Source organism: Leifsonia sp. 10L418 (genome assembly GCF_056395445.1).
The window spans coordinates 397,706-416,280 of the sequence record NZ_JBFTJN010000003.1; the positions used below are offsets into that span (position 1 = coordinate 397,706).

The following is an 18,575-nucleotide window of genomic DNA, read 5'->3' on the forward strand; positions in this document are numbered from 1 at the left end:
TCGACGACAGAGGCCCGCTCACTGAGCGGCGGCTGCGGCTTGCAGCTGGCTCAGCGGAACTGCGCCGACGAACAGCCGGCCGTCGTCGGTCAGCAGGGCGGTGACCAATGAGGTCGATACGCTGCGTCCGCCGGATACCGATTGAGTCATCAGACCAAAGAGCGGCGACGAGGTCACCGACGCCGGCAGTGCGCCAACGGGCATCTCAAGAATTGACTCCCAGCCGCTGCCGATGACGGTGTGTGCGGGACCGGCCTCCCCCTCTGACGAGGAATTCGTGGGGCGGGTGGGAAGTGTCACGTTCTTCACGGTCACTCCAGGTGGCGGGGTGAAGGTGAACAACTCGGCCGGTGGCGTCGCCAACGTCAACTCGGTGAAGGCGATCTCGAAGGCCGGCTGAGCCTGCCCGCGCGCCTGGACATCCACTTTCAGCGGTAACCCGGTGGCCGAATCGACGGCAACAGAGACCGAATCGACCAGGGTCGCCGAGCTGTGCGGGGTGAGCACCAGAGAATAGGCAGAGCGACCGGCGACCGAGACCGGTGCGCCGACCGTGACCGTCGTGCTGGGCTCGACGGCGTTGAGCAGCTTCTGGGCGACCTGGGCCGGAGTCAGAGTGTCACCCGGTGCCGGAGCGGCGCTGGACTCCTGTTCGGTTGCTGACGCGGCCGGAAGTGCCAGATGTGTCGCGGTCTGCTGGGCCGAATCGTAGATCCAGACGTCACTGCCGTTGCGGATCGCATCGCGTTCGGCGAGCTCGTCGAGAACCTGAACTCGGGCCTTCGTCGGGCCGTCCAGGTACACGCGGGCGGTGTGTGAGCCGGTCAGCAGTTCGATCAGGGATGCCGCGCTCGCATCGCCTGCGTCCCCTGAGATCCCGGATGCCATCCCTTTCGGCAGTTCGGGAAGCCCCAGCTGTGAGCTCTGCTCCACCGTTCCGGAGAGCGCGGTCACCGAACTCTCGCCGACCATCTCCAGCACCTCGGCCGGGGTCTTGTCCGGAAGCGAGACAGCCGCATTGGCCATCAGCGGCACGACAACGATCCCGGCGCCGATCACCGCCGGCACCACGAGTGCCGGTAACCAGCGCAGCCACTTCCGGGTCATGACACTTACCTCCGAAGCACGTGCGTGTCGGAGCACGTTTCCGCTTTCGACATTACGCTTGTCGGCCCGGATCGGCATCCATCAATTCGACGGCAGTGACGGTACGCGGGCGAGGCTACTCGACGTCGTCGGCCAGCTTCGTGATGGTGGTGGGTACCGGGTGCGGGTGGCTTCCGGCCGGTGCCACGATCTCGATCTGGCGCAGGCGGGACGCGGGCGCCTGGTTGATGCCGAGAATCCACTCCCCGACGAGGTACATGGTTCCCACCCGGGAGAACACGGCCACCCCGGTCACGGTGAAGTTTCCGTAGGCGGGGTCGTGGAATACCGCACGGACGAGGTCACCGTGGCCGAGTTCGCCGACCGCGCTTAGATCGCCGACCGGCAGTTCCGGATCGACGGCGCCTGCATCATCGACGTCTGATTCATCGACGTCTGAATCATCGACGTCTGAATCGACGTCTGAATCGACGTCGCCGACATCGTCCGCTCCCGATGCCGACTGGACGATCGCCAGAGTCTGCAGTGCCTTGTCTGGTTTCAAGCTCTGCTCGATGGCCCGGCCGGCAATGGTGAAGGTGCCGATCGCGGGTGACAAGCGCGCCTCGCCGTTCAGGTTGAAAGCGCCGAATCGCTCGGTGAAAAACGTCGCGCTGATCTGATCGCCCGATTCGAGGGCAGCAATGCTGACGGTGAGGTCTTTGACGTTGCGCTTGCGCGGCACCGTCAGCTCAGTAAGTTCAGTCACGCTTCTCCTTGGTTACCAGTGTTGGTCCGGCTCAGCGCAGTGCGGCGAATTGCCGGGTGATGCGGGCCAGCGCCCGTTCACGACGCGCGGGCCCGCGCTGTGTGGAACGGTCGATCGCGATCCATCGTATCCGGCGGATCCCGATCAGACGGAATGTGCCCTGCGCCAGGATGCGCTGCGCCGGTCGTCCAAACCAGACGCCGTACAGGGTGCCGGGAGTCGTCATCGCCGTCATCACCGTCACTCCGCGCAGACGGTGCAAGGTGCGTACGAGGGCTCCGCCCGGTCGTGGTTCTTCGAAAGCGAATCCGCGCGTGAGCACGCGGTCGAGAAACCCTTTCGTCGCCGCCGGCATGGACATCCACCAGGTGGGGAACACAAAGACGATGTGGTCGGCGGCAGCCAGGCGATCCTGGAGACCGACGACGTCGGCCCGGGCAGGAGAACCGGTCCGCCAGGCACGGAGGTCCTCCGCCGAAAGCACGGGGTCAAAGCCTTCGGCAGCAAGGTCAATCGTGTCGTGGGAGTGACCGGCGGCGTCCAGGCCGGCCTGCGCAGCAGCCAGCATTGCGGCCGACAGGCTCCGGCGATTCGGCACATTGTCGAACGCCGCGGCCCCGTACGGGTGGTCGAAGACCATGAGTACATGCATTGATCACTCCATTGGTTGCGTAAGCAACAGTTGCTTACGCAACTCATGTTAGTGGATACTTGACGCATGACGGACCCCCAGGATGCCAGCGCTCAGCTTCTCGAGTTGTGGCTCGCTGCGCGCACCACAGTCGCCACCCTCGAACGCGCCCTCGGCGAGCGCATTCAAGCTGACTGCCAGGCCTCACTCGCCAGCTACACCCTGCTGTGCACACTTTCGTCCCCGGACGACCCGCTCAATCAGCAAGCGATCGCGGCGGTACTCGGGCTCAACAAGAGCAGCGTCAGTCGTCAGGTCGAAGCGGCAGTTAAGGATGGCTACGCCACCGTTGAGGTCTCGCCCCTGTCACGCCGGGAGAAGACGGTGGTGGTCACCCCGCGCGGCAGTGCGGTAGTCGATGCCGGCAATCGCGTGCTTGCCGAGTTCGCCTCTGATCTCGATCCCGACGACGCGGAACAGGCGATCCGGCTTCTCACTGCCCTGTCGGCCCGGAACAGCTGACTCAGTTCACGATCAGTGCGCCGCCGGGCCCGAACCCGAAGACCCGAAGAGCGAACGCAGCGACTGAAGCTGCACCACCAGGGTGTCATCGAGCGGCCCATTGCCGCCGGGAACCGGGGTGGCCGACCCTCGATCGAGGGCTATCTCGCCGAGCGGATCTGAGTTCAAAGCGAGAACCTCGTGATGCAGGCGTTCCATCCGCAGATCAAGGTCGGCCGCGATGTCGGCTGTCTCGGTCAGGCTCCCGAGAAGTGCTGCAGGAACCTGGCCGTCGTACTTGTAATAAATCTTGTGCTCGAGGCTCGCCCAAAAATCCATTGCAATGGTGCGAATCTGCAGTTCGACGGTCACCGGTACCACCCGGTCCGACATGAACACCGGAATCTCGATGATCGCGTGCAGGCTGCGGTAGCCATTCGGCTTGGGATTCTTGATGTAGTCCTTGACCTCAATCACCCGGATGTCGCTTTGCTGGGTCAGCAAGTCGAAGACTCTGTACGCATCGGTAATGAAACCACAGGTGATTCGCACGCCGGCGATATCGGTTATGGCCTCGCGGATCGAATCGAACGAGGGGTCGAGCCCCTTCCTCCCGATCTTCCCGATGATGCTTTCCGGAGACTTGAGCCGGGAGTTCACATGCTCGATCGGGTTGTGCTCGTGCAGGTGCAGAAACTCTTCCTGCAGAATCGTGATCTTCGTCAGCACTTCGTCGATGCCGAATTTGTACTGCATCAAGAAGCGGGAAAGTTCCTCGCGCAACTTGGCGACTTCAGAGAGAAGGGGAAGATTCGCGTCGTGTGCGACGGTACTGCTTTCAGACGATCTCGGAGCATTCACAGTGCTTGACCTTAGGGCTTCGAGTTGTGGTTCTGATGAGAGCATCACCTCATATCCCTCTCAGTCGCAGCACGCCGCACTCGCTTCCGCGGTCGACGCGAACGCCGATAGGCTCCAACCATGACAGCGAACGAGCACTCGGGTCACCCGGTCATCGTCGGAGTCTCCCCCGGTCAACCACCACACGTCGTTCTGCACGCCGCCCAATTCGCCCGGCGGTTCGATGCTGAGCTCATTTGCGCGCATGTCAACCCGGGCCGCTATGCGGTGTCGGAGGCGGCCGACGGCGCCGTCAGTTCGGCCCCCATCGATCCCGATTTTGCCGATCTTCGCGAAGAGATCTTCGACGAGAAGTTAGCCTCCGGCCTCTCCGCCTTGCTCGCGGAGTCCGGCGTCACCTGGCGAACGCTTGTGCTCGCCGGTGACGTGTCCAGCGCCCTCGGTCATCTTGCTCACACCGTCGATGCGGCGATGATCGTGGTCGGTGCCCATCAGAGCTCGGTGAGCGGGACCATCCAGGAGTTCTTCAACCGGTCGATCGGTGTGCAGCTTGCGCATCACCAGGACCGCCCCGTGGTGGTCATTCCAGTCCGGACCCCCGGTATTGAGTCACCGATGCTGTGGAAGCAATGAGTGCTGCGACGCGCCCGAGCCACCTGCGGTGGGGTCCGCTCGGCCTGGTGGCGCTGGGCGGTGCAGTCGGGGCATCAGCCCGGGAAGTCGTCTCGCTGCTCATCCCCGACCTCGGCGCTCTGCCGATCGCGATCCCGATCGTCAACATCGTCGGCGCGTTTCTGCTCGGCTACCTCTACGAGGCGGTGACCCGGCTCGGCCCCGGCGACAGCAGGGCGAAGAACCTCAAGCTTCTGCTCGGCACCGGCTTTTGTGGCGGCTTCACCACCTACAGTTCGCTGGCCACGGACACCGCGGTGCTGAACGCCAACGGCCGTCTCGGTCTCGCGTTCGCCTACGCCCTCGGCACAGTCATTCTCGGCGCATTCGCCACCTGGGCCGGCATCGTTCTTGCAGCTCAGATGAATTCCCGCCGCACCGCCACTGACTCGGTTGGAACGGTGGCCCGATGACACCCCTGATTTTTCTCCTCCTGGCCGTCGCGGGCGGCCTCGGCGCAGCGACACGGTTTCTCTTCGACGGATTGCTGCGCGCAAAAATGAAGACGGCGTATCCGTGGGCGACCACAATCATCAACGTGTCAGGTTCCCTCGTGCTCGGCTTCATCACCGGGCTGACGCTGACGCATCTGCTTCCGACCGACGTGAACGTGGTCATCGGCACCGGATTCCTCGGCGGTTACACGACGTTCAGCACGGCGAGTTACGAGACCGTGCAACTGATCAAGCAAGGCAGATACGGCTGGTCGCTGGCGAGCGGCGTTGGGATGCTGGTGCTCGCGGTCAGCGCAGCAGGTCTCGGGCTCTGGCTGGCCTCATTGATCTGACGCCGCAGTCGACTTCGCAGCGGTCGGATGACCGGCCCACCGTTCTTCAACCTTGCCCAGCTTCCAATACGCGGTCGAGGCCAGCCAGGCGACGATCAAAGCTCCCACGATGATGTAGCCCACGTTTTCGAGGTCGATGCTTGCAATCCATCCGGTCAGCGGGTCGCGCAGCCCCAGCTTCTCGTTGAGCAGGCCGATGAGCTCGATCCCCCCGATGAGTACCGCCACCATCACGGAAATGCCCGTCACGGTGAGGCTGTAGTAGACCTTGCGAATGGGGTTGAACGTGGCCCACGAGTAGGCCTTCACCATGACTGCCGAGTCGAGGGTGTCGAACAGGCTCATCCCGGCGGCGAAGATCAGCGGCAGGCAGAGCACCGCATACCAGGGCAGCCCGGTTGCCGCGCCGGTGCCGGCCAAGACCAACAGCGCGATCTCGCTGGCCGTGTCGAAGCCGAGGCCGAAGAGAAACCCGACAAGATACATCTTTCCCGGCCGGTCGACCGATTTGATCAGCGGACGGATGAGTCTGCTGACGAAGCCGCGCCCGTCAAGCTGGCGCTCCAGCTCTTTCTCGTTGAGCACCCCGTCTTTCGAGCGTCGCCAGACCCGCATGATCCCGACGAACGAGATCGCGTTGATCAGGCCGATGAGCAGCAGGAATACTCCGGACACCATGGTGCCGAAGATCCCGAGCATGTCGCGGATGCCGTTGCCATCGGACGCGAGGTCGACAGCCCAGCTGACGCTGAGCGCCAACAACGCCGCCATCAGGAATACCACGGTCGAGTGACCGAGCGAGAAGTACAGCCCGACACCTGCCGCCGGCTTCTTGAGATCGACGAGTTTGCGGGTGGTGTTGTCGATCGCGGCGATGTGGTCGGCGTCGAAGGCGTGTTTGACGCCGAGGATGTAGGCCGTGATCGCGATCCCCACCCCGAACACCGACGAACCCAACTTCAAGTGCTGCGGCTCGATCAGCACAAAGAACACACCGAATCCGATGACATGCATCACAACGACCGGAACGAAGACCCGAATCAGTTGGGTGACGTACGACGGTTGGGATTTCATGGTGTCAGTTCTTCCTCGACGCGGGTGAGGGGTTTCCAGAGAGCAGCTCGCGCACGACGCCGACGGCGGCGCGCTTGCACCTGCAACGAGAATCGTGTGGTTTCACAGCATCCGCAACCGACAAAGGCGGGATTGCGTCCAAACGACTTTTCGAGGCAGGCCGGGCAGCCGCTCGCCGGCTCGGTCGCAGCTGCACTGCGCCTGTCTGTCCGCGCCCCCCGGTTAGCGGCCCTGCTGAGTGACTCTCTTGGGCAGGGCGAAGACGAGCAGGAACGCCACGACGCTGAGCCCGGCGCTGACGGCCAGAGCGGATGCCGCACTCGAGGCGAAGGCGTCGGCGACCGCCGTCGGCGTCGTGCCGGTGAAGGTCAACGTTCCGAACAGCACGCTGCCGATGACGGCGATTCCGATGGCGCTGCCGACGCGCTGCATCACGCCGATCACCCCACTCGCGGCGCCCGCTTCTGAACGGTCCACAGTGGCCACGATGAATTGGGCATTGGGTGCGATGAAGCAGCCGTTGCCGAGCCCGCCGAGGAACAAGGGCACGAGGAACGCCCACGCGGTGAGGTCGCTCGCCGGGGTGAGCTGCAACACCAGCCACACCCAGATCAGGCCGATCGCGAGCAGGCCGGTTCCGATCACCAACACTCGGCGACCGAGCAAGCGCGACAGCCTGTCGCTGAATGCCGCACCGATGATGCTGCCGATCGCGAATGGCACGGACACCAGACCCGATTCGAGAGCAGTATGCCCGAGGCCGGCCTGCCACAGAATCGAAATGGTGAAGAAGATACTCGTAAAGGCGGCGAAATAGACCAGGGCCAGAATGACGCCGCCGGTGAACGCCGGATGGGTGAAGAGATGCGGGGGCACCAGGGGCACGCCGTCGGCTTTCGCCACGCGCAGCTCCCAGAAGGCGAACGCCACGATCAGCAGAGCACCGGCGACAAGTGTGATGTATGTCCAGGCCGGCCAGCCCGCATCCTGACCCTCGATCAGAGGAACGAGTAGCGCGATCAGCCCGGCAGACAGTAGGAGCAACCCGAACCAGTCGTTGCCCGTCTTGCTCAACCCCTCCGAACCCGACGGCAACAGAATGGCCGCGGCGATCAGAGCGACAACACCGATCGGGAGGTTGACCCAGAAGACGAGTCGCCAGCCGTTCTCGACGCCGAACGCCTCGATGATCAGTCCACCGAGGATGGGTCCGATGGCGGTGGAGACGCCGATCACGGCGCCCATTATCGCGAACGCTTTGCCCCGCACCTTGAACGGGAACATCAGCTGAATCATGGCCGTCACTCCGGGCACGAAGATTCCGCCGGCGAGACCCTGGATGACACGCCACACCACGAGTTGCGTGTCGTTCTGGGCGAGACCGCAGAAGAAGCTCGCGGTGGTGAAGAGTGCGAGACCGGTGAAGAACACCCATTTGTGTCCGATTCGATCGCCAATGCGACCAGCCGGGATGAGTGCGAGACCGAAGGCGAGGGCATAACCGGAGATGATCCACGACAGCGTTGCTTCCGACGCATTCAGGCTCGTGCGAATGGTGGGAAGCGCGACGTTCACGATCGTGGTGTCGAGCAGCGCCATGAACATGCCGAGCATCAGCACGATCAGTGCGGTCCAGGCGCGACGTGGCGCTATGGATGCCGCCGCCGTCTTTCCGTCAGTTGGTCGAAATGATTCAGCCATGGCGACGACGCTCCAGCATTCCCGCGATGAACGCAGCCTGCCCCGCGTGCTGCAGATCGTCGGCGAGCACACTCACCAGCCGGACTGCAAGCGTGACGGCTGGAGTCCACCGCTTGTCGACGATGCGGTCCAGGTCGGAATCGGTCTGCCGATTCACGAATTCAATCGTGCGGGTGGAGACCGCGTCGTGGTATCCCCAGAGTAGGTCGGCCGAGACCCCCGTCACCCGGCCGACATCGTCGGACGAGTGCGCATAGCCCGTCGCCCGAGGCGGGAAAGGCAAGCCGAATCTGACGTTCCAGCCTTCGGCCAGCCAGATCTGATCGGTGTCGGCCACGTCGGCCACGTGGTCGTCCTGCACACGGGTGAGATGCCAGACGAGCCAGGCGATCGAGTTGGCGTCTGGATCGACCCGCTCGGCAAGATCTTGCGGGCTGAGCGAGGTGACCACGCCCTGCACCACCTCACGGATGCGGGCGAATCCGTCGACCAGGATGTCTGCCGATGAGGTCATTGTTTCTCCTTCAGACGATTGACCTCATTCTGCGCCATTCACTCCGGGAGCGCAGCGGCAAAATGCGCGTGCTTGCTTGAGCCGACCAGCGCAAGCAGCGGGAACAGGAGGACGGCGAGCATTCCCGCCCCGACCAGCGCCGCTGCGGTTCCCGCCTCCATGGCGTGTTGGTCGAGCGCGATATTCGTCACGGCGACGATGATCGGCAAGCCGGTCGCAGCGAACAGGGCGAGTGAGCGGCGCTCGGCAAACGGTGCGCCGGGCGGCGCGGCGAATGAGCCGGGAATGCCCCGCACGACCAGCAGAAGCACCAAGAAGATCGGGAGCAACACCACTGCCTGCGGGTCAGAGATCAGCGAGTCGAGGTCGAACGTGATCCCCGTCGTAATGAAGAAGATCGGCACCAGGAACCCGAACGAGATGGCTTCAAGCTTGCGTTCGATGGTTACCTTGTCGGCCTCACCGACATCCTTCAGCAAGGCCCTGGACAGGATGCCGGCGGCGAAAGCGCCCAGCAGCATGTCGAGCCCGAGCGCGATGCTGAGTGCAACGAGGGCGATCACGACGAGCAGCACGAGACGTACCGCGAATTGCCCACTGGTGTGCAGGGACGCTCTGACGAGCTCGCTCAGCCGCTGATGAGGCCGACGGAGTGCGAACCAGATCGCGAGGCCGGAGATCAGCACGAAGGCGAGCAGGATCAGTGTTGCGACGCCCGGCTGGCGCCCACTGAGAAAGATCGAGATGGCCAGCAGCGGGCCGAACTCCCCCACTGCGCCGACGGCGGTCACGGACCGGCCGAATGGCGTGGTGAGGTTTCCGGTGTCGCGCAGAATCGGCATGATCGTGCCGAGGGCCGTCGAAGTCAGCGCGATGCCGATGTACACCCCATCGAGTGAACCGCCGGCGAGTGCGATCCCGATGACGACGCCGAGCACCAAGGAGATCAGCCAACCGAACGATGCTCTTTTCACCAGCTGCCCACTGAACAGCGAGAAATTGATCTCGTTTCCGGCCATGAAAAACAGCATCACGAGTCCAAAGTTCGACAGCGCGGTCAAGAAGCCGTCGGGGTGCACCCAGCCCAGGATGCTCGGGCCCACCAACATCCCGAGCACGATCTCGAAGACGACGAGGGGAATCTTGATCACCCGGCCGATGAGCGCCGCGGCGATGGGGGCGAGCACGGCAATGAGGGCGACGATCGCGATGGACCCCACATCAGGCATATTCTCTCCCCTCGTCGGCGGTCAGCCGGGTGTGGTCAGCCTACGACGTTCAGCGCTCCGAACGACGAAACCCCACCGACCGAGCAACTCGAAAGACCGAGCAACTCGAAAGGTGGGGTTTCGCGCTCGAGCTGGCTCGGCCAGCTCGTCGGAACTAGCTCGTCTGAACGGGCTCGCTCTCGAGGGTGGGATCTCCATCCATGGTGCTGTCAACCGCGGCACTGTCGACTGCGGCCGCCTCAGCGACGTAGCCGGCGCCATCCGTTGACGTCGCCTGCTCCGGTTCGCCGCCCATGAACTGTGCCATGTAGAGCGAGTAGTACGCGCCGCGCTTCGTGAGAAGCTGCTCGTGGTTGCCCTGCTCGGCGATCCGGCCGTCTTCCATCACCAGGATGGTGTGCGCGTCGCGAATCGTCGACAGACGGTGCGCGATCACGAACGACGTGCGGTCGGTGCGCAGGGCCGCCATCGCCTGTTGCACGAGCACCTCAGTGCGCGTGTCGACCGATGAGGTCGCCTCGTCGAGAATCAGCAGCGACGGGTTGGCGATGAACGCCCGCGCGATCGTGATGAGCTGGCGCTCACCCGACGACACGCTTCCGCCGTCGCCGTCGAGCACTGTGTCATAGCCGTCGGGCAGCTGGCGCACGAAGCGGTCGACCATTGTCGCCTGGGCCGCTGCCACGACTTCTTCATCTGTCGCATCGAGTCGGCCGTAACGGATGTTCTCGCGAATGGTGCCCTCGAACAGCCAGGCGTCTTGCAACACCATGCCGACCTGCGAACGCAGTTCGGCCCGTGACAGCGAGGTCACGTCGACACCGTCGAGCAGAATGCGCCCGCCGGTCAGTTCGTAGAAACGCATCACCAGGTTCACCAGGGTGGTCTTGCCGGCACCGGTCGGGCCGACGATCGCCACGGTGTGCCCGGGCTCCGCCGAGAACGAGAGGCTGTCGATCAGCGGCTTCTCAGGGCTGTAGCTGAACGAGACGTTCTCGAACTCGACGTGACCGTCGGTGCGCTCGGGCAGGTGAGCGGTGACCTGTTCGGCCTCCTGCTCGTCGGCGTCGAGCAATTCGAAGGTGCGCTCGGCCGATGCGACGCCCGACTGCAGCATGTTCGCCATGCCCGCCATCTGTCCAATCGGCTGCGAGAACTCGCGCGAGTACTGAATGAATGCGGTTGCATCACCCAGCGTCATCTGGCCAGAGGCCACCTTCAGGCCACCGGCCACGGCGATCATCACATAAGAGAGGTAGGAGACGAACGTCATCGCCGGCATGATCATGCCGGAGACGAACTGCGCACCGAACGAGGCATCGAACAGCTTGTCGTTGCGTTTGTCGAACTCCTCGAGCATCTCGCGGTCGCGACCGAACGCACGCACGATCTCCTGGCCCGAGAAGGTCTCTTCGATGTGGCCGTTCAACGCGCCGGTGTTCTTCCACTGGGCGGCGAACAGCTTCTGCGAACGCACACCGATCACGCCGGCGATGATGCCGGAGAGCGGCAGAGCGATCAAAGCGATCAAGGCGAGCTGCCACGACACGATGAACATCATGACGCCGATACCGATCACGGTCAGCAACGACTGCACCAACTGCGAGAACGCCTGCTGCAAGGCTTGCTGGATGTTGTCGACGTCGTTCGTGACGCGGGACATCACGTCACCCCGCTGGCGCGTGTCGAAGTACGACAGCGGCAGGCGGTTGAGCTTCTCTTCGATGTTCTGGCGGAGTCGGTAGATCACTCGCATGACCAGGCCGTTGAGAATGTAGCCCTGAGCCCACATGAGGAACGAGGCAACGACGTAGAGCGCGAGGACGATCGTGATCAGACGCGCCAACTCATCGAACTGGATGCCCTGACCGGGAACCACATTGGTGCCCTGCAGCATGTCGGCGAACTGGTCGTTGCCGGCGGCACGCAGACCCGCGATGGTCTCCTGCAGAGTCGAACCGGGCTTCAGTTGCGCGCCGATCACGCCGTTGAAGATGACGTCCATCGCCTGACCGAGAATCTTCGGCGCGACAACGGTCAGCACGACCGACACCGTCACCAAGGCGACAACGACAATCATCTTTGCGCGTTCCGGACGGAGCAGACCGATCAGACGCTTGGCCGACGGCCAAAAATGCTGAGCCTTCTTGGCCGGGGCTCCGCCGAACATGTCGCCGTCAGCCTCACTGGGCGTGTAATCGAAATCGGCCTCGAGCGCGTCGATCTCGGCGACGACGACCGCGGCATCCTGTGACTTCTTGCTTGGGCGTTTCGCCATGGTTACGCCACCTCCTGGACGCTGAGCTGGGATTCGACGATCTGGCGATACGTCTCATTACTGTCGACGAGTTCGTCGTGAGTTCCGCGGGCCACGATCACTCCGTCGTCGACGACCAGAATCTGATCGGCGTCGGTGATCGAGGAAACGCGCTGCGCGACGATGATGACGGTGGCGTCACCGGTCACGTCACCGAGTGCGTCACGCAACCGGGCATCGGTCGACACGTCAAGCGCCGAGAACGAGTCGTCGAAGAGATAGACACGAGGCTTGGCGACGAGCGCTCGTGCGATGCACAAACGCTGACGCTGGCCGCCCGACACGTTGGTGCCGCCCTGCGAGATCGGGTCGTCGAGTCCCTTCGCCTTATCGCGCACGAAGTCTTCGCCCTGGGCGACTTTCAGCGCCTCCCAGAGGTCGTCGTCTGTCGCGCTGGACCGGCCGAAGCGGAGGTTGGAGGCGATCGTTCCGGAGAAGAGGTAGGGCTTCTGCGAGACGAGGCCGACGACGCTCGACACCTGGTCGCGGGTGAGCGACGAGACGGGAACGCCGTCGATCAGCACCTCACCCTGCTGCGGGTCGTAGAGACGCGGGATCAAGTTGATCAGGGATGTCTTTCCGGCACCCGTCGATCCGACGATCGCGGTGGTCTTGCCGGGTTCCGCAGTGAAACTGATGTTGTCAAGAACCGGACGCTCAGCGCCCGGGTAGCCGAACGTCACGTTGCGGAACTCGACCTTGCCCACGGTCGGGGTGTCCACCGACGCGTCGGGAATCAGCTGGCTTGACGTGGTGCCGAGCACCTCCTGGATGCGTTCGGCACAGACCACGGCGCGCGGAATCATCATCACCATGAAGACGCCCATCATCACGGCCATCAGAATCTGCAAAAGGTACTGCAGGAACGCGGTGAGTGAACCGATCTGCATCTCACCGGCATCCACCCGGTGACCGCCGAACCAGAGCACGGCGGCGGTGGCGAGGTGCAACACCATCATGATGACGGGGAACATCAGCACAAAGATGTTTCCGACGCGCACCGACACGCGGGTGAGGTTTTCGTTGGCGGTGCGGTAGCGCTCCGACTCGAACGGTTCACGCACGAAGGCACGCACAACGCGGATGCCGACGATCTGCTCGCGCAACACGCTGTTGATGCCGTCGATGCGGTCTTGCATCAGGCGGAACAACGGCATGAGCAGGAAGACCAGGAAGCCGACGATCAGGAAGAGCAGGGGCACGGAGACCCAGACCAGCCACGACAGCCCGGCGTCTTCGCGCAGTGCCATCACGATGCCGCCGATGCACATGATCGGGGTGGAGACCATGAAGTTCAGCGTCATCAGCACGAGCATCTGCACCTGCTGCACATCGTTGGTGCCGCGGGTGATCAGGGTGGCGGTGCCGAATCGGCCGAGTTCGAGCGCGCTCAGGGAGTCAACCTTGCGGTAGACATCGCGACGCAGGTCACGGCCGATCGCCATGGCGGTGCGAGCACCGTAATAGATGCCGCCGATGGCTGTGACAACCTGCACCAGGCAGACCACCAGCATGGTCATACCGGTCGACCAGATGAACTCGGTGTCGCCCGTCGAGATGCCCTGGTCGATGATCTGAGCGTTCAGGCTCGGAAGATAGAGGGCGGCGATCGTGGAGATGAGTTGCAGCACGAAGACTGCCGCAATCCAGGCCTTATAGGGCTTGGCGTGTTTGAGAACGAGTGAAACAAGAACCAAAAGGAATCCTCACGGTTTTGAAAAGGCTGTGAAACGGAAGGGACGCTGTCAGACACAACAACGCTAGGGGGTACCACCGACACGGGAGCGCAGCCCGGCAGCCAGAGGCAATCAGCCCTGTGACTGGCCGCTGAGACCGGGCACACCCCACGCCGGGCGTTCACCGCGCAGGCGCGGAGCTGTGGTGCAGGTTGCGGCCGACACGGAGGCTCCGGGTGAGAAGCATTCGGCGGGCCACGTCGAGGATCAGACAGAGTTCAACAACAGACGGTGTCGAGGAACAGACAAAGAGGAGCGCGCGTCAGATTCGCTGACAACGGGACTAAGAGACAAGCATGAGAAAACTATGCCACAGCCTCGGCGAATGCCGCAATAAACCGGGGTCAGACGTGAAATCGGCAGATGCGATAGTCCCGACGCAGGCCCGCCGTTCGAATGCTCCGGGTTCGATCAGGCCGCGTTCTTACGCCCGAAGAGCAGGCCCCACAGCAACAGAACAACGATCGAGCCGACGATTGCGAGCAGCCACGACTGAATCGACCAGAACTCGTCGAGGTTGGCGTTGAACAGGATGCCGCCCAGCCAGCCGCCGAGCATCGCGCCGACGACTCCCAGCAGAAGGGTCATAAACCATCCGCCGCCTTGTTTACCGGGCAGGAGCAGCTTGGCGATTGTTCCGGCGATCAACCCGAGGATCAGAAATGAGAAGAACCCCATGGTCTTGTTCCTTTCGTGACGGCGACCCGTCCAGAGAAGATGGGCGGGTGCCCAACTTGGCACGTCCGTTGCTCGCAGGCAAGGTTTCCGGTTTCATTCCCCGCTGTCAGGTGTTCCCACAATCACCGGAAATCCGAATGCTCACACCTAGACTGCGCCCATGGGGAAAAGCTGGAACGACGACGCCGTCCGTTACCTGGTTGATTGGCTTGCCTGCCCGCGCTGCGACGGAGACCTCGACGCGGCTCAATGGTGCTCAACCTGCGGAGCCGACTTCAGCGGCCCGGTTGGCGCCGAATTGGTGGCGGCATCAACACGGGCAGCAGACGCCTTGCAAGCTCGGGGCAGCATCCTCGACCGTGTGCCGACGGTCTGGCCGAGTCCCGGAGCAGCCCCAGCGGTGAGCCCCGCTGCTGTTCCTTCCGCGTCTGCAGATTCGGTCGGCGTCGGTACTCCCCACCCCGCCTCGACGGCAAGGCCCATTTCTCTGAGTTCCGCCTCGGCCACCACACGCACGGCGCAGACTGCGGGCCGGCAGATCAGCGTGCAATCGGTGCTGGCCGTGGCCGGCGCCGGCTTGCTCGCCGTTGCCGCACTCGTCTTCACCTTTCTGAACCCCGACCTCACCAGCTTCGCGATGCGTACCGCGATCATCTCGACGATGTCCGTGCTGTTTCTGGGCGGCGCCTGGCTCTTCGCGAAGAAGGGACTGCAGTTCTCCGCCGAGGCGGTGGGCGCGCTCGGAGCGGTGTTCGTGATTCTCGACATCTGGGCGTTCACGCAAACAGCACCAGCCGGGGTGAGCGAGTTCCTGTACGCCGGAATCGGCACTCTGATCGCTTCAGCGGTTCTGCTCTTTCTCGGCGTCCGTGCTCGCGTGCGTAGCTGGGTCTGGGTGTCGATCGTCGGAGCCGCGATCACCCCCGGATTCTGGGGCATCGCCGGCAACACCGCGTGGTCGGCGCTCGTCGGAAGCCTCGCGGTCGCTGCATCGGTGCTCGGCCTGCAGGTCGTCATCCGTCGTCTCGCACCCCGATTCGGCACGATGCTCACCGGCGAGCGCACCACCGCGACCATTCTTCAGCTCGCGGCAGTCGCCATCGCACTGATTCAGCTGATCGCACTGGGGCTGCCGCTCGGCTCCTCCGGAGTGTTCGGTGCCGCCGGAATCCTCGCCTGCCTGAGCGTCGTGGCCGCGATCGGCAGCCGCAACGGGCTCCCCGCGCTCTGGAGCGCGGCGGCGGGGGTGTTCGGTGTCACGGCGATCGCGATCGTGCCGCTTGGCATCCTGATCTCCGACCAGGAGTGGTACACCGCCTTGGTGCCGATCGCTGCAGGCCTCGCCCTCGTCGGCGCTGCGACGCTGCGTTCCACACTTCCCGCCCGGCGCACCGCGTTCTTGATCGGTTCCTGGACCATCGCCCTTGTCGCGGCGATCCCGGTGATCATGATGGCCGTGCAGCAAACGCTGTCGACGTTGTACCCCCTCGCCGCCCGGACCCTCGGCTACGACCTCTCCCGCTACGACGGGCTTTCCTCAGGATTCACCCCGCCCGTTGCTCTCGTTCTGATCTTCGGCGTCGCCGGCGTCGCGGCGACTCAATGGTGGACGTCCCGCGCCGTCGAGACAACCATGTCCGCCCGACTGGCTCGCGGTCTTGCCCTCTGGCTGAGCGTGCTCACCGCCCTCACCGTCACTGTCTGGCCCGGCTTCGCTCCGTCGGTGCAGGCCGTCATCGGCTTGGCTCTGGCGACCTCGCTCGCGCTCCTGCTCAGCCGGGTCGGCCACGCCTCCCTGACCGCGCCATCCCATCGCCGTCCCCTTCTCGTCGGCGCGCACCTTCTGCTGGCACTTGCTGCGGCCATCGGCTGGCTGCAGGATTCAACCATCGTCTGGGTTGGCGCCGCTGCGGTCATCGTGCTCGCCGTCGTCGCGCAGGCCGTGCCAGCGCGGTGGAGAGCGCTCTACTTCGGCATCGGCTACGCCTACGCGCTCATCATCTTCGGCACGGCGCTCACCCAGGCACACGTGGAAGCCATCGCGGTGCTCTGCCTGACCACGACTCTGGCCTCTCTCTTCGCGCTCGGTGTGACGCTCACAACCTGGCTCTCGCCGCGCAGCTGGTATGCCACCCTGGTCGTGACGGCCGTGCCCTTTCTGATCGGCATCGTGGCCGTCTTGCTCGTGCGGAGCGGGTGGACTGCACTGTCGACCGGCGTCACCTTCGCCCTTGCCCTGACGTTGGTGACCACGCGGCGGGTGGGGATGACGCCGTTGCTGCGATCGGCGGCGGCGGCTCTCCTGGTTCCGGCACTTGCCGTGGTCGTGGTCTGCCTGGGCGCTCAGCTCCTGCCGATGAGCGGCTCCCCCATTGTGCTACCCGTCATCGCAGCGATCGTCGCCTGCACCCTTCCCGCCGCCGCAGTGATCGCCGCGGCATTGAAGCGCCGCGGCATTCCTGTCGCCGAAGCGGATGCCGCCCGCCGCTGGATCGAGATCTCGGTGCTGGTCACCGCCGTCTTGAGCGTTGTTCTCGCCCTGGTGCGCACGGCGGCCGGCTTGGACACCACGTTCCTGGTGCTGGTCATCCTCGGAGCAGGTGCCGCTGCCACCGCCTTCACCACGCGCCCGCGATATGCCTGGTGGGCGGCCGGGGCGAGCTGGACCGGGGCGCTCTGGTGCGTCTGGGCGATTCAGGGTGTCGACATCGTTGAGCCGTATCTGCTGCCCCCGGCCCTCGCCGCTCTGATCGTCGGCGCGACCTTCGTTGCCCGCGGGCGCGACGGCGTCACCCTGTTCGCCACCGGACTGGCCGTCGCCGTGCTGCCGAGCCTGGCCGTGCTGGCGGTCTCGCCTCCCTCCTTCACACCGACGCTGCCGTGGCGCACCTCCTGCCTGTTGGCCGCTTCTGCTCTTCTGATCGTCCTCGGCCTGCTTCTGCGGCGCGGAACGCTGTCGCCGCGATTCACCGTGTTGCGGATGCCGACCCTGGTCATCGCCACCTGTGCCGCCGGCGCCGGGGCGGTGCAGGCGGTGCGGTGGGGGCTGGACATCGATCAGCTGGCGTTCACCCAGCCCGCCCTCGTCATGGTTCCGGTGCTCGCGCTGAGCGGAGTCGCGGCGGTCCTTGCCGCAGTCGCTGCCGTTGTGCTCGGCAACACCGGCGGGGCGCCCACGCGTGTGCCCTCGCGCTGGACCTTCGCCCCGGCCCTGGCCTTTCTGGTAGTCGGGCCGATCACCGCCATCCGGTTTCACCCGCTGTCGATTCTGACGCTCATGCTGCTCACCCTTCTGCTCCTTGGGTTCATGCTCTGGATTGCGGCGCGCGCCCGCACGCGCCCGGCATCGCTGCCCCCGGTCTGGTTCGTCTTCGCATTGGCCTGGTGCACCGCCGTCGCGGGCTGGAGTCAGCGTGAGCTCCGCGTCGAGGCGTTCTCGTTGCCGCTCGGGCTTGCACTGCTGGGCGTCGGCATCATCGCGCTGCGGCCGGTGATCGGTGCCGTCCCGACTACGACTCGCACCCGGAACAACTCGTTGACCGGGTCGTCAGATGTGGCGGCCGGGTTTGCCGCTCTGACCGACTGGCCGAACGGATTCACCGGGTCGTGGCGTCTGCTCGCGCCCGGCATTATTGTGACGTTCCTGCCGTCGGTTCTCTCCACCGGAACCGACCCACAGACGTGGCGCGCCATCCTGGTGATGAGCTTGGCCCTGGCCTCAATCCTGATCGGGGCAGTCAAGCGACTGGCCGCCCCCTTCATCCTGGGGCTAGCGGTGCTGCCGATCGAGATCATCGTCGTCTTCACGGTGCAGATCGGGCGGACCATCAATCCTCTGCTCTGGTGGATCACCCTGGCCACGGCCGGCGCCGTGCTGCTGATCATCGCCATCACCGCGGAGCGCAAGGGCGCGGACGGCACCGCGGTGACCGCCCGGATGCGGGACCTCGGCTAGGTCGATCGGACGCCGCCCGGTGGCAGCCCGTGGCACTTGTCCACCCGGATTCACGGTGCAAGAG

The 18,575-nt window shown here is 64.4% G+C and carries 16 protein-coding genes; 5 read left to right on the top strand and 11 right to left on the bottom strand.

Features of this window, described 5'->3' with window-relative positions:
* Positions 1-18 precede the first annotated feature (18 nt).
* The 3 genes from AC1DCF_RS09820 to AC1DCF_RS09830 all read right to left on the bottom strand — a co-directional run bounded on the left by AC1DCF_RS09820 (position 19) and on the right by AC1DCF_RS09830 (position 2,507).
* Entirely contained in the window at positions 19-1,107 is a 1,089-nt protein-coding gene (locus AC1DCF_RS09820) for a LolA family protein (RefSeq protein WP_477210831.1), read from the bottom strand.
* A gap of 115 nt (positions 1,108-1,222) precedes the next feature.
* The gene (locus tag AC1DCF_RS09825; RefSeq protein ID WP_477210832.1) at positions 1,223-1,855 is read right to left on the bottom strand and encodes a hypothetical protein; all 633 of its coding nucleotides are present in this window, start codon (positions 1,853-1,855) and stop codon (positions 1,223-1,225) included.
* Between the two features lie 31 nt (positions 1,856-1,886).
* A complete protein-coding gene (locus AC1DCF_RS09830; RefSeq protein WP_477210833.1) occupies positions 1,887-2,507 on the bottom strand; it encodes an NAD(P)H-dependent oxidoreductase in 621 nt (206 codons plus the stop codon).
* Between the two features lie 66 nt (positions 2,508-2,573).
* Here AC1DCF_RS09830 and AC1DCF_RS09835 point away from each other — a divergent pair, with 66 nt between their 5' ends.
* Positions 2,574-3,008 carry a MarR family winged helix-turn-helix transcriptional regulator gene (locus tag AC1DCF_RS09835; protein WP_477210834.1) on the top strand — a complete coding sequence of 145 codons (435 nt, stop codon included), beginning with the start codon at positions 2,574-2,576 and terminating at the stop codon, positions 3,006-3,008.
* Between the two features lie 12 nt (positions 3,009-3,020).
* On the opposite strand, the gene AC1DCF_RS09840 is transcribed toward AC1DCF_RS09835, so the two are convergent.
* Positions 3,021-3,893 (bottom strand): GTP pyrophosphokinase, encoded by an 873-nt coding sequence (locus AC1DCF_RS09840; RefSeq protein ID WP_477210835.1) that lies wholly within the window; start codon positions 3,891-3,893, stop codon positions 3,021-3,023.
* A gap of 75 nt (positions 3,894-3,968) precedes the next feature.
* Here AC1DCF_RS09840 and AC1DCF_RS09845 point away from each other — a divergent pair, with 75 nt between their 5' ends.
* Genes AC1DCF_RS09845 through crcB form a run of 3 tightly spaced genes read left to right on the top strand, consistent with a single transcriptional unit; the run spans position 3,969 to position 5,307 of the window.
* A complete protein-coding gene (locus AC1DCF_RS09845) occupies positions 3,969-4,481 on the top strand; it encodes a universal stress protein (protein ID WP_441789064.1) in 513 nt (170 codons plus the stop codon).
* Positions 4,478-4,933: a fluoride efflux transporter FluC gene (locus AC1DCF_RS09850; protein WP_477210836.1), complete on the top strand. Its 456-nt coding sequence runs from the start codon at positions 4,478-4,480 to the stop codon at positions 4,931-4,933. The genes AC1DCF_RS09845 and AC1DCF_RS09850 overlap by 4 nt, the downstream gene beginning before the upstream one ends.
* Positions 4,930-5,307 carry a fluoride efflux transporter CrcB gene (crcB, locus tag AC1DCF_RS09855; RefSeq protein ID WP_477210837.1) on the top strand — a complete coding sequence of 126 codons (378 nt, stop codon included), beginning with the start codon at positions 4,930-4,932 and terminating at the stop codon, positions 5,305-5,307. Before AC1DCF_RS09850 ends, crcB begins: the two co-directional genes overlap by 4 nt.
* Here the strand turns inward: crcB and AC1DCF_RS09860 are convergent.
* The 7 genes from AC1DCF_RS09860 to AC1DCF_RS09890 form a co-directional block, all read right to left on the bottom strand.
* A complete protein-coding gene (locus tag AC1DCF_RS09860) occupies positions 5,296-6,381 on the bottom strand; it encodes a HoxN/HupN/NixA family nickel/cobalt transporter (RefSeq protein ID WP_477210838.1) in 1,086 nt (361 codons plus the stop codon). The genes crcB and AC1DCF_RS09860 overlap by 12 nt on opposite strands.
* 222 nt (positions 6,382-6,603) lie before the next feature.
* A complete protein-coding gene (locus tag AC1DCF_RS09865) occupies positions 6,604-8,082 on the bottom strand; it encodes a DHA2 family efflux MFS transporter permease subunit (protein WP_477210839.1) in 1,479 nt (492 codons plus the stop codon).
* Complete coding sequence (locus AC1DCF_RS09870; RefSeq protein ID WP_477210840.1) at positions 8,075-8,596, bottom strand: mycothiol transferase; 522 nt, start codon at positions 8,594-8,596, stop codon at positions 8,075-8,077. Before AC1DCF_RS09870 ends, AC1DCF_RS09865 begins: the two co-directional genes overlap by 8 nt.
* A gap of 38 nt (positions 8,597-8,634) precedes the next feature.
* Positions 8,635-9,825, bottom strand: coding sequence for a cation:proton antiporter (locus tag AC1DCF_RS09875; protein WP_441789070.1), 1,191 nt, complete (start codon positions 9,823-9,825; stop codon positions 8,635-8,637).
* A 154-nt stretch (positions 9,826-9,979) separates the two neighbouring features.
* On the bottom strand, positions 9,980-12,103 hold the full coding sequence (locus AC1DCF_RS09880; protein ID WP_477210841.1) for an ABC transporter ATP-binding protein: 2,124 nt from the start codon (positions 12,101-12,103) through the stop codon (positions 9,980-9,982).
* 2 nt (positions 12,104-12,105) lie between these two features.
* Entirely contained in the window at positions 12,106-13,839 is a 1,734-nt protein-coding gene (locus AC1DCF_RS09885) for an ABC transporter ATP-binding protein (protein ID WP_441789072.1), read from the bottom strand.
* 450 nt (positions 13,840-14,289) lie between these two features.
* Complete coding sequence (locus AC1DCF_RS09890) at positions 14,290-14,556, bottom strand: GlsB/YeaQ/YmgE family stress response membrane protein (RefSeq protein ID WP_477210842.1); 267 nt, start codon at positions 14,554-14,556, stop codon at positions 14,290-14,292.
* Positions 14,557-14,716: 160 nt separating this feature from the next.
* On the opposite strand from AC1DCF_RS09890, the gene AC1DCF_RS09895 reads away from it, so the two are divergent.
* The gene (locus tag AC1DCF_RS09895; protein ID WP_477210843.1) at positions 14,717-18,511 is read left to right on the top strand and encodes an SCO7613 C-terminal domain-containing membrane protein; all 3,795 of its coding nucleotides are present in this window, start codon (positions 14,717-14,719) and stop codon (positions 18,509-18,511) included.
* Positions 18,512-18,575: the final 64 nt, after the last annotated feature.

Excerpts from the sequence above, each read along its gene's own strand:
- AC1DCF_RS09820 (WP_477210831.1), bottom strand. The coding sequence starts at position 1,107 with ATGACCCGGAAGTGGCTGCGCTGGTTACCGGCACTCGTGGTGCCGGCG.
- AC1DCF_RS09830 (WP_477210833.1), bottom strand. The coding sequence starts at position 2,507 with ATGCATGTACTCATGGTCTTCGACCACCCGTACGGGGCCGCGGCGTTC.
- AC1DCF_RS09835 (WP_477210834.1), top strand. The coding sequence starts at position 2,574 with ATGACGGACCCCCAGGATGCCAGCGCTCAGCTTCTCGAGTTGTGGCTC.
- AC1DCF_RS09840 (WP_477210835.1), bottom strand. The coding sequence starts at position 3,893 with ATGCTCTCATCAGAACCACAACTCGAAGCCCTAAGGTCAAGCACTGTG.
- AC1DCF_RS09845 (WP_441789064.1), top strand. The coding sequence starts at position 3,969 with ATGACAGCGAACGAGCACTCGGGTCACCCGGTCATCGTCGGAGTCTCC.
- AC1DCF_RS09850 (WP_477210836.1), top strand. The coding sequence starts at position 4,478 with ATGAGTGCTGCGACGCGCCCGAGCCACCTGCGGTGGGGTCCGCTCGGC.
- crcB (WP_477210837.1), top strand. The coding sequence starts at position 4,930 with ATGACACCCCTGATTTTTCTCCTCCTGGCCGTCGCGGGCGGCCTCGGC.
- AC1DCF_RS09860 (WP_477210838.1), bottom strand. The coding sequence starts at position 6,381 with ATGAAATCCCAACCGTCGTACGTCACCCAACTGATTCGGGTCTTCGTT.
- AC1DCF_RS09865 (WP_477210839.1), bottom strand. The coding sequence starts at position 8,082 with ATGGCTGAATCATTTCGACCAACTGACGGAAAGACGGCGGCGGCATCC.
- AC1DCF_RS09870 (WP_477210840.1), bottom strand. The coding sequence starts at position 8,596 with ATGACCTCATCGGCAGACATCCTGGTCGACGGATTCGCCCGCATCCGT.
- AC1DCF_RS09875 (WP_441789070.1), bottom strand. The coding sequence starts at position 9,825 with ATGCCTGATGTGGGGTCCATCGCGATCGTCGCCCTCATTGCCGTGCTC.
- AC1DCF_RS09880 (WP_477210841.1), bottom strand. The coding sequence starts at position 12,103 with ATGGCGAAACGCCCAAGCAAGAAGTCACAGGATGCCGCGGTCGTCGTC.
- AC1DCF_RS09890 (WP_477210842.1), bottom strand. The coding sequence starts at position 14,556 with ATGGGGTTCTTCTCATTTCTGATCCTCGGGTTGATCGCCGGAACAATC.
- AC1DCF_RS09895 (WP_477210843.1), top strand. The coding sequence starts at position 14,717 with ATGGGGAAAAGCTGGAACGACGACGCCGTCCGTTACCTGGTTGATTGG.